The following is a 9,685-nucleotide window of genomic DNA, read 5'->3' as shown; positions in this document are numbered from 1 at the left end:
ATGCAGGCGATGCTTACTTTTGCTGCCCTCAATCTCAAGAAGATGGCGGGCTGGGCATGGAAGAACGCCCAGCCCGCCTGAAAAGGGGCGCGGGCAGAGCGCCTAAAGGCCCGAAAACGACAAAGTCACGTTTCAGTTCGCCTGAAACGTGACTTTGTCTACAATCTGAGCGGATTTCATTTTACTGAAATCCGCTTTATTTTATTCAGCTATTTTTAAATACCTACTAACTTAGTTGTTTTCTATTTGCTGATCCAAGTTTTGCTCGATGTATTCTTTGCCCCATTCGTACATGGAATCAAGAATTGGAATAAGGCTTCTTCCTTGTTCGGTAAGTGAGTACTCCACTTTCGGCGGAACCACAGGGTATACTTCCCGGTGGACAATCAAATGATCTTCAAGTTCACGCAATTGATTCACGAGCATCCGTTGCGTGATGCCTGGCATAAGACTTTTTAATTCCCCAAAACGTTTAGTTCCTTCTTTTCCTAAATGCCATAGCACTAGCATTTTCCACTTTCCTCCGATGATGGAAAGTGTCAGCTCTTTTTCACAATTAAAAACTTTCTCTCCTAAATTAGGCATCTATTTTCTTTCCTTCCTTGTTATATTTCTATCGTATACTTTTCGATACTATGTGATAAAAAAGTCAGTACTATAATTAATGTAACTTACTAATTGTACTAGATATAGAATGGTTAGTAAATTTTTTTAGCATTGGAATAATGTCTTTGCAATTGTGGGCGATAATGCAATAAAAACAGAAAAGAGGATAAAAAATGATACGAATCGGCATAGTGGGTACTAATTGGATTACAGAAAGATTGCTTGAAGCGGCAAAAGAGATTGAGAATTTTAAATTAGCAGCCGTTTATTCCCGAACGTTGGAAAGAGCAGAGGAATTTGCCAGTCAATAAGGAATAACTAAAATTTTTACTGACTTGGAAGAAATGGCAGTCAGCGATGAAATCGATGCGGTTTATATTGCCACACCCAACTCATTCCATGCTGACCAAGTCGTCTTGTTTTTTAAAAACTCCAAACATGTATTATGTGAAAAACCGATGGCTGCCAATGCAGCAGAAGCAGCGAAAATGATTCAAGAAGCGAAAGATCATAATGTGCTGCTTATGGAAGCGATGAAATCTACGTTGCTTCCAAACTTTAAGGCCATTCAAAATAATCTGCACAAAATCGGCCCTATCCGCAGATACTTTGCTAGCTATTGCCAGTACTCATCGCGTTATGATGCATACAAAAAAGGAACAGTATTAAATGTATTTAATCCAAATTTTGCGAACGGTTCATTGATGGATCTGGGCACCTACTGTTTATACCCGCTCATTTTACTGTTCGGCGAACCAAAAGAAATAAAGGCCACAGGTCTTATCCTGGATTGCGGTATAGATGGCGAAGGAAGTGTCCTATTGAAATATGATGACAAAGATGCGGTTATCATTTATTCAAAAATCACAAATTCCACTTTACCAAGCGAAATCCAAGGGGAAAAAGGAATTATGGTGATTGATAAAATACATTCAGCCGAAAAAGTGGACATTCATTACAACGATGGCACTGTTGAATCAGTGACAGTAGGACAACCTCAGCCCGCTATGTATTATGAAGTGAAAGAGTTTATCGATTTAATCAGCCAAAAGAAAACGGAGTCACTTGTTAATTCGTTTGAAAACTCCTATACCACCATGTGCGTAATGGATAAAGTCCGCCAAGAAATCGGCCTGTCCTATCCAAGTGATTCCAAGTAAACGGTCTTCAATTGATCAGGCCGTCGGAAGCGAATCAGAATTTTTTTCTTCTATATAATTGGAAGTATTCACTGGCTCTAAAATAAACTTTTCTAATACGTGAAGCACCCCTTCTTCATTGTTCGTAAAGGTCGTATAATCAGCCATAGCTTTCACTTCCTTTACGGCATTTCCCATTGCTATACCGAGACCGGCTGTCTCAATAAGTTCGATGTCATTATAGTTGTCACCAATACCGATTATTTCTGAACGGTCTATACCAAGTTTTTTCGCTAAGCATAATAGGGCACTACCTTTGTTTGCCTCGGGATGGGTGATTTCAAGGTAGTGTTTTTTTGATTTTGCGATGTGAGCATACTTGCCGAATAAGGTTTGCAATTCATTTTGTAAGTAATCGAGGACGATTGGTTCTTCGATAAAAAGTAGTTTTGTCACGCCTTTTTGGGCAAGCTTGATGAGATTGGGCTCTATCCGATAGGGCACTTTAACTGCTTCAGAATAAGCAATCAGCTTGTCATTTTCTACGGCACTGTAGAGAATATCATCTTGGTATATTTGTAGATGTAATTTTTTCTCACGAGAAATTTCGATTAACTTTTGTGCAATATCGGGAGGAACAGTGCGCTCATATATTACTTCTTTTTCATTAACATCCTTGATCAATGCACCTTGATAAGTGATGAGCGGTACATTTATACCCAACTGCAGGGCAATGAGTTTCGCAGAGGAAAACATGCGGCCCGTAGCAATCGTAACAATTGTCCCCGCTTCCACCGCTTTTTTAATAGCGGTTACTGTATTTGGTGAAATCATTAAATCGTCTGTGAGCAATGTCCCATCGAGATCGATCGCGACCAATTTATACATAGGCTCTCTCCTTACAATTATGTTTTATCTTTCATGGAAAAATGATTGAAACAGAAAAATTCAACTTAATCCTTCAAACAACAATACTCGCGCAGGTGAAGCCTCCGTACCTACTAATTTCAAAGGCGCGGCAACCATAAAGTATTGTCCTTGCTCCACTTCCTTCAATCTCAGGCCCTCTATGATGATGATGTCATTTGCAAATAAGGTTTTATGCGTCGGATGCCCTTCTTGGCTTCTTTCAATTCCAAGCGCATCTATTCCAACCCCGCGAATCCCTAACTCAGCAAGATAGCTTGCTCCATCTTTTGCCAGATAGACAAAATCAAAATTAAACTTTTCCTCAAACGAGTTTTTCGTTTTTAATAAAATAAAATCTCCTTTTTGAAGCTTGAATCCTTCTAAGTCCGTTTTTGAAATTCCGTTCTTTACTGCCGTCAAATCGAGAACTTGACAAGGCCCTACAAGACTGTCCAGCGAAAGCGATTCGAATGTCTCTCCATCCACATTCATATGAAGCGGCGCATCGATATGCGTTCCGGTGTGCACATCCAGATCCAGCCGCGTTTCCGTAACATAGCCGTTTGTCTGCTGATTGATTTTCGGCTGTTTTTCCGGTTTGTCCTTGTAAACGGTCATGCCTTCATAGATCGCCCCTGTTACATCATACATTTTCATGTAATCCAACCCTCCATTAGTAATATTGTCTTCAATGATACCTTCACCTTCGCATGCCATTTATACAGTTGTCCAATGAAAATACTTTGGTGCAAAAAAGTTCAAGCTTGATAAACAATTAGAAATAAGCTTGAGCTTAAAAAATCTTAAACTCAAGCTTATTCGTTGTTCTATTCTAAATTCGCATGTCTGCCATACATGACATCGGATTTGAGTCCCTTTTTATCCATGAATCTCAAAATCACCGCGTCATAAAACACAAGAAGCGACTGTTCAAACAATGATCCCATCGGTTGAATCGATTTGCCACTAGTGCCCTCCCCTTTTGCTTGTGCCGGTATTTCAATTCGAATATCCGCCAGTTTGCCTATTGTAGACTCAGGGTTTGTAGTAACAGCCACTATGGTTGCACCGATGCTTTTGGCTTTCTTCGTCATGGCTGCGAGGCTTTGGGTCTCCCCGGAACCAGAACCGACAATGAAAATATCATCGACTTCCAGGTTCGGTGTCACCGTTTCTCCAACCACATACGCATCCAGGCCTACGTGCATCATACGCATCACAAATGCCTTAGCCATAAAGCCGGATCGGCCCCCGCCTGCCACAAATATTTTCTTTGCACGCAGGATGCCGTCCACTGCCTTTTCGGCTTCCTCATCATCAATGAGAGCAGTGGTCCGCTTCAATTCAGCCAGTATTTCGTCTGTATAGCCCGCCGTGTTCATATTACGCCGTGACACTTTCTTTCATCATCTTTTGAATTTTTTCCGCTTCCGCGCCCTTGTTCTCTTTGCTTGTAATTCCACCGCCGACAATGATTAAATCCGGTTGTGCTTTAATGACTTCCGGCAATGTCTCCAGTTTGATGCCGCCTGCAATAGCAGTTTTGGCATTTTTTACGACGCTTTTGATTGTACGAAGATCTTCGAACGAATCTTTCCCTTCCGCTTGCAGATCGTAGCCTGTGTGGACACAGATATAATCCGCGCCAAGTTCATCAAGCTCTGCGGCCCGTGTTTTGATATCTTTTACGGCGATCATATCCACCAGGATTTTCTTACCTTGTTTTTTCGCTTCTTCAACTGCGCCCTTGATGGATGAGTCTTCTGCCTGAGCAAGAATCGTAACAATATCTGCTCCTGCAGCAGCAGCATTTGATACTTCATAAGCTGCAGCGTCCATAATTTTCACATCTGCAAGAACTTCCAGGTTAGGGAAAGCTGCTTTTATTTCTGCGACAGCTTTAAGACCTTCTTTATTGATGACTGGCGTTCCGATTTCAACGATGTCGATAAACGCCTCTACTTCTTTAACCACTTCGATTGCTTGTGGAATGTTTACTAAGTCTAAAGCTAATTGTAATTTCATGTGTCATTCTCCTTGTTGTCGTATTTTTGATTCTGACTTAGTGTAAAACCTACAAGCATTGTTGTGAAGTACGCACTTTAATTTCACATACTGACAAAAAGTATACTGTCGGCGGCTATCACAATGGTAATCTGTTTAATTTCATATATATGCATTTATTTCTTAATGTATCTGATTAACTTTATAGTTTTATTAAGACCGCTTTAAGATAATCCAATTACTTTTTCCTTTTCACTAAACACTCAACACGACTTATCCAGTTTGAAAATCAATTACTTGTTTCTTATCCGAATGAGCTATTGTAACTTTTTTGCAATAGATTACTTTCGATAATGGGATTTAACCTTTGTTATTTCTCCCTCAAAAAATCCTAAATTCCTTAACTTCTAAAAAATATTTCATGATAGAGATATTTTGTATATCAGATAAGTTTTTAAGAACCGGATCCCTGGTGAATTTCCTCCTCTTTCCCTTGCTACAGTATACTTTTTGTAAGTATATGTTTATAAAGTGCGTACTTACATAAAAAACTTTGAGTCATTATATTAAAACCTGTTGCGATTATCAGTCATGCCAGAGACACATGATTTTAAGAGTAGGAGGTTTTAACATATGCACACCGAGAATCTGCTTGAAGAATTTAATTTTCAAAATGATTTATTTGAATTTAAACAAGAACGGCCCCTGCAAAACATGACATTTGTCTTGTTCGGAGCAACAGGAGATTTAGCACAACGCAAGTTATTTCCTGCTCTGTACAATCTATACCTGGACGGGAAGTTACCCGAAACCATCTCGATCGTTGGTTTGGGGAGAAACTATTGTTCAGATGAAATATTTCAGTCTAAAGTGGAAAAAGCACTTTACGCATATTCCAGAAGGTCCATTCACGCTTCATCTTTGCCAGCTTTTTTAGAGAAATTTCGGTATTGCAGCTTTGATGCGACAGAAAAAGAGTCTTACTACAAACTGCGCGAACTTATTGAAAACAGGGAAAACGAGTTGGGTATTCCTCAAAATCGGCTGTTTTACTTGTCTGTGGCCCCCAGCTTAATTGATATTATCACGTCCCACCTTAGTAAAAGCGGAATCAGTCAAAACAACGGGTGGAAACGCCTCATTGTTGAAAAACCGTTTGGAAACAGCCTAAAAACAGCCAGAAAATTAAATGAGAATTTGAGCAACGTGTTCCGTGAAGAGGAGATCTACCGAATTGATCACTACCTAGGGAAACCTATGGTACAAAAACTAAGAACCTTGATCTTGGCGAATCCGATCTTGGAATCTTTGTTGAATCATAAACAAATTTCAAATGTCCAAATTACAGCAAGTGAGACTGTAGGTGTAGAAAACCGGGCTGATTATTATGATAAGGCAGGAGCCATCCGGGATATGGTTCAAAACCACCTTCTTCAGTTGGTCACAATGACAGCTGTCTATCTTTCGGATAACTTCATGAAAAATAAGGGCCGGGTGAAAAAGACAGACATTATTGCCTCTCTCCAACCCATCCGGAAAGAAAAAGCATACCAAAGCGTTGTCCGCGGCCAGTATGGTCCGGGAGAGGTTCAGGGCAACCCCGTCATTGGCTACAAAGAGGAGCCGGGGGTTAATGATTCCTCAACGAATGATACTTTTTTTGCAGCTCGCCTTTCTATCGAACACCCCTCATGGAATGGAATCCCCTTTTATATACGAACAGGGAAACGGATGAATCAGAAGTCGACACAAATTGTCATTGAATTCGAGAACAAGGTGATGGATTTAAATACACAGTTAGGAAGCTCTCCAAATTTAATGATTCTTGAAATTAGTCCAAATGAAAGCATTTCGTTGCGCGTAAATTTAAAAGATCCATCCAGCACTGGATACAAACCTGTTTGGATTGATTTCTCAACCAGCTCAGAAAATCAGCCGGAAGCATATGAACTTCTGCTCTATGATGCACTGCGCGGCGATTCAACGTTCTTTGCCGATTGGAGAGAAGTGGAACTATCATGGAAGTGGATTCAACCACTATTAGAAGCTTACCAAGAGGAGTTATTGCCTTTATATTCTTATCCAGCCGGTTCAACAGGTCCAGAAATGGCAAATGAGTTATTGCTGACGGATCAATCGAAGTGGTGGTAAAAAATAGTTCATTCAAAAGGAGAGAGATTGCATGCCCGTTTCGTTTGATTTCACCAATGTATTATCGTTTATAACGAATAGCGAGTTTGAAAATATTAGCGAATTTGTCAAACAAGCGCATAACCAACTTCACCAGCAGACAGGACCGGGTTCTGACTACTTGGGGTGGATCGACTGGCCGATTAACTATGATAAAGAAGAGTTTCTCCAGGTGAAACTGGCTGCCGAAAGAATTCAGCAACAGTCAGATGCGCTGATTGTGATTGGCATCGGCGGCTCTTATCTAGGCTCCAAGGCAGCAATAGAAGCCTTATCACATACATTCCATAACCAAGTTAAAGGGAATACGGAAGTTTATTTTGCTGGACATAACATTAGCCCAACTTATATCACACATTTGCTTCAGCTACTGGAAGGGAAAGACATTTCCATCAATGTGATCTCCAAGTCCGGCACAACCACTGAACCCGCTTTAGCCTTCCGGATCTTCCGTACCCTTTTGGAAAAAAAGTATGGAAAAGAAGAAGCTAGAAATCGAATTTATGTCACAACCGACCGGAGCAAAGGTGCGCTTCGGAATCTTGCAGTTGAAGAAGGATACGAAACATTTGTCATTCCTGATAATATCGGAGGACGATACTCCGTTTTGACTCCAGTCGGTTTACTTCCGATGGCTGTAGCCGGGCTTAATATCGACCAAGTGATGCAGGGGGCAAAAGCTGCTTACCACAAATACAACAATCCCGTACTCGCTACAAACGAAAGCTACCAATATGCTGCAGTAAGGAATATTTTTTATAATAAAGGAAAATCGATTGAACTGTTTGTAAGCTACGAGCCTGGCCTGCTTTCTACAGCAGAATGGTGGAAACAACTTTTCGGGGAAAGTGAAGGGAAAGATGAAAAAGGACTCTTCCCCGCTTCTGTCAATTTCTCCACTGATTTACATTCAATGGGGCAGTATGTGCAGGAAGGGCACCGTCTATTCTTTGAAACAGTTTTGCAAGTGAAGAAACCTTCCCTCGATCTTGTCATACAAGAAGATCCAGCCAATATGGATGGGTTGAACTTCTTAGCAGGAAAAACAATGGATGAAGTGAACAAAAAAGCGGCACTTGGAACTTCCCTTGCTCATGTCGATGGAGGTGTGCCGAATCTGGTCATTGAGCTAGACGAACTCAATGAATTCACCTTTGGCGAAATGATTTATTTCTTCGAAAAAGCCTGCGCGATCAGCGGCACTTTACTCGGTGTCAATCCATTTGACCAACCAGGAGTAGAGGCATATAAAACCAATATGTTTGCATTGCTTGGCAAAGAAGGATTTGAAAAAGAAAGAGAAAAGCTGGAAAATCGGCTGTTGCCGTCTGGCAACTCACAAAACGATGAGGTGAAAATACAATGAAGCAGCAAATTGGAGTCATCGGTTTAGGGGTAATGGGAAAAAACTTAGCCCTGAACATGGAGAGTAAAGGTTATTCTGTATCTGTCTATGATTATTGGACAGACCGAATCGACGAATTAGCTGAAAAAGAAGCACAAGGAAAAAAGATTTTGGGAGCATACAGTGTTGAAGAGTTTGTCCTTTCATTGGAAACCCCCCGCAAAATCTTGTTGATGGTGAAATCTGGAGACACGACGGATTCGGTCATTGAATCCCTCCTTCCCCACCTTCAATCAGGGGACATTCTATTAGACGGAGGAAATTCGTTTTTTGAAGACACGAATAGGCGAACAGCAAAATTACAAGAAGCAGGCTTGCACTTTCTAGGCGCCGGAATTTCCGGCGGAGAAGAAGGTGCCCGCAACGGTCCTTCCATCATGCCCGGTGGACCGAAAGAAGCATATGAACAAGTCAAACCTATTCTGGAAGCAATTTCGGCAAAAGTAGATGACACTCCTTGCAGTGCCTATATGGGTCCTGATGGAGCTGGCCATTATGTAAAAATGGTTCATAATGGCATTGAATACGGCGATATGCAATTGATATCCGAAGCCTATTTCATCATGAAACACGCGCTTGGCCTTTCTGTCCTAGAAATGTCCACTATATTCTCGGATTGGAACAAAGGGGAGCTTGACAGTTACCTTGTCGAAATTACCGCCGATATTTTGAACAAGCGGGATGAAGATACCGGGAAGCCGCTTGTTGATCAGATTTTGGATGTGGCCGGACAGAAAGGGACTGGGAAATGGACAAGCCAAAACGCGTTGGATTTAGGTGTTTCCCTTCCAATCGTCACAGAGTCCGTTTTCGCAAGGTTTATTTCCTCGGTCAAGGAAGAACGGGTCGCGGCAAGCAAAATTCTGCAAGGCCCTGAACCGAAAAAACAGGCAGGCGACTCCCAAGAAATGATTGAAGCCATCCGCAAAGCCTTATACATGAGTAAGATTTGCTCGTATGCCCAAGGTTTTGCCCAAATGCGTGCGGCATCTGAAGAGTATGGCTGGAATATTCCTTACGGGGACGTTGCCATGATCTTCCGTGGAGGATGCATCATCCGGGCGCAATTCCTGCAAAAGATCAAAGAAGCATTTGACGGCAATCCCGAACTGCCTAACTTATTAATTGATCCATATTTCCAGGAGATTATAGGGGAGTATCAGCATTCTCTACGAAAAGTGCTGACGCTGGCCATTCAGCAAGGAATTCCGGCGCCCGCTTTTTCAAGCGCATTGGCTTACTATGACAGCTATCGCTCTGAGACATTGCCAGCCAATTTAATCCAGGCACAGCGGGATTACTTTGGTGCCCATACGTACCAGCGTGTAGACAAAGAAGGTTTCTTCCACACCGAGTGGCAAGTAAAATAACCAGAAACAATAAGTATGTAGAAGCTTGTTAGAACATCACATAATCAGACTGAAAGGCCTGT

At 41.5% G+C, this 9,685-nt stretch carries 8 protein-coding genes and 1 pseudogene; 4 read left to right on the top strand and 5 right to left on the bottom strand.

The features are described from left to right. Window positions 1-231 precede the first annotated feature (231 nt). Window positions 232-585 (bottom strand): winged helix-turn-helix transcriptional regulator, encoded by a 354-nt coding sequence (locus KNP86_RS13800; RefSeq protein WP_101190298.1) that lies wholly within the window; start codon window positions 583-585, stop codon window positions 232-234. Window positions 586-779: 194 nt separating this feature from the next. Here KNP86_RS13800 and KNP86_RS13795 point away from each other — a divergent pair. After that, a pseudogene (locus tag KNP86_RS13795) lies at window positions 780-1,766 on the top strand (Gfo/Idh/MocA family protein). 15 nt (window positions 1,767-1,781) lie between these two features. Here the strand turns inward: KNP86_RS13795 and KNP86_RS13790 are convergent. The 4 genes from KNP86_RS13790 to hxlA form a co-directional block, all read right to left on the bottom strand. Then, window positions 1,782-2,633 (bottom strand): Cof-type HAD-IIB family hydrolase, encoded by an 852-nt coding sequence (locus tag KNP86_RS13790; protein ID WP_101190296.1) that lies wholly within the window; start codon window positions 2,631-2,633, stop codon window positions 1,782-1,784. A gap of 60 nt (window positions 2,634-2,693) precedes the next feature. Continuing rightward, window positions 2,694-3,311, bottom strand: coding sequence for a cyclase family protein (locus KNP86_RS13785; RefSeq protein WP_101801553.1), 618 nt, complete (start codon window positions 3,309-3,311; stop codon window positions 2,694-2,696). A gap of 170 nt (window positions 3,312-3,481) precedes the next feature. Continuing rightward, window positions 3,482-4,036, bottom strand: coding sequence for a 6-phospho-3-hexuloisomerase (gene hxlB, locus KNP86_RS13780; RefSeq protein WP_101190294.1), 555 nt, complete (start codon window positions 4,034-4,036; stop codon window positions 3,482-3,484). A 1-nt stretch (window position 4,037) separates the two neighbouring features. Next, window positions 4,038-4,679, bottom strand: a complete 642-nt coding sequence (gene hxlA / locus KNP86_RS13775) for a 3-hexulose-6-phosphate synthase (protein WP_101190293.1) — start codon at window positions 4,677-4,679, stop codon at window positions 4,038-4,040. Window positions 4,680-5,291: 612 nt separating this feature from the next. On the opposite strand from hxlA, the gene zwf reads away from it, so the two are divergent. Genes zwf through gndA form a run of 3 tightly spaced genes read left to right on the top strand, consistent with a single transcriptional unit; the run spans window position 5,292 to window position 9,623 of the window. After that, on the top strand, window positions 5,292-6,809 hold the full coding sequence (gene zwf, locus KNP86_RS13770) for a glucose-6-phosphate dehydrogenase (protein WP_207391698.1): 1,518 nt from the start codon (window positions 5,292-5,294) through the stop codon (window positions 6,807-6,809). Window positions 6,810-6,840: 31 nt separating this feature from the next. After that, window positions 6,841-8,214: a glucose-6-phosphate isomerase gene (locus tag KNP86_RS13765; protein ID WP_214754981.1), complete on the top strand. Its 1,374-nt coding sequence runs from the start codon at window positions 6,841-6,843 to the stop codon at window positions 8,212-8,214. After that, entirely contained in the window at window positions 8,211-9,623 is a 1,413-nt protein-coding gene (gene gndA / locus KNP86_RS13760; protein WP_214754979.1) for an NADP-dependent phosphogluconate dehydrogenase, read from the top strand. Before KNP86_RS13765 ends, gndA begins: the two co-directional genes overlap by 4 nt. Window positions 9,624-9,685 lie beyond the last annotated feature (62 nt).

This window comes from Exiguobacterium sp. s16 (assembly GCF_018618115.1).
Classification (GTDB): Bacteria; Bacillota; Bacilli; order Exiguobacteriales; family Exiguobacteriaceae; genus Exiguobacterium; species Exiguobacterium mexicanum_A.
This window is presented reverse-complemented; position numbering and strand designations above follow the sequence as displayed.

Excerpts from the sequence above, each read along its gene's own strand:
- KNP86_RS13800 (WP_101190298.1), bottom strand. The coding sequence starts at position 585 with ATGCCTAATTTAGGAGAGAAAGTTTTTAATTGTGAAAAAGAGCTGACA.
- KNP86_RS13790 (WP_101190296.1), bottom strand. The coding sequence starts at position 2,633 with ATGTATAAATTGGTCGCGATCGATCTCGATGGGACATTGCTCACAGAC.
- KNP86_RS13785 (WP_101801553.1), bottom strand. The coding sequence starts at position 3,311 with ATGAAAATGTATGATGTAACAGGGGCGATCTATGAAGGCATGACCGTT.
- hxlB (WP_101190294.1), bottom strand. The coding sequence starts at position 4,036 with ATGAACACGGCGGGCTATACAGACGAAATACTGGCTGAATTGAAGCGG.
- hxlA (WP_101190293.1), bottom strand. The coding sequence starts at position 4,679 with ATGAAATTACAATTAGCTTTAGACTTAGTAAACATTCCACAAGCAATC.
- zwf (WP_207391698.1), top strand. The coding sequence starts at position 5,292 with ATGCACACCGAGAATCTGCTTGAAGAATTTAATTTTCAAAATGATTTA.
- KNP86_RS13765 (WP_214754981.1), top strand. The coding sequence starts at position 6,841 with ATGCCCGTTTCGTTTGATTTCACCAATGTATTATCGTTTATAACGAAT.
- gndA (WP_214754979.1), top strand. The coding sequence starts at position 8,211 with ATGAAGCAGCAAATTGGAGTCATCGGTTTAGGGGTAATGGGAAAAAAC.